This window comes from Halorubrum sp. SS7 (assembly GCF_005435055.1).
In the GTDB taxonomy this organism is placed as follows: domain Archaea; phylum Halobacteriota; class Halobacteria; order Halobacteriales; family Haloferacaceae; genus Halorubrum; species Halorubrum salinarum.
The window spans coordinates 441-683 of the sequence record NZ_SGXV01000207.1 but is presented as its reverse complement, the minus strand read 5'-3'; the positions used below and the strand labels follow the sequence as shown (position 1 = coordinate 683).

Genomic DNA, 243 nt, shown 5'->3' with positions numbered 1-243 from the left:
CCAGTAGAACGTTTGAGGTTCGCCGCCAGCCGTGCCTGCCGTGCTTCACCGAACATGCTGTAGGAGTCGTGCCAGTAGTGGTCGTCAATGCCGATCCCGACATCGACGCCTGCGTCGCGGAGTTCCGGCACGGGTGTCCACTGTATGTCCCCGTCCGGGTTCCAGTACGCGAAGACTGACGGGCAGTGTGCGACAGACGCGTTCGCATTGGCGGTTCGCTGGATGTCGTCGTCGTCAGCGAGG

The 243-nt window shown here is 63.0% G+C and carries 1 pseudogene; it reads right to left on the bottom strand.

Annotated elements, in window-relative coordinates:
• Positions 1-243 (bottom strand): annotated as a pseudogene (locus tag EXE44_RS21645) (N-ethylammeline chlorohydrolase); the annotation flags it as partial.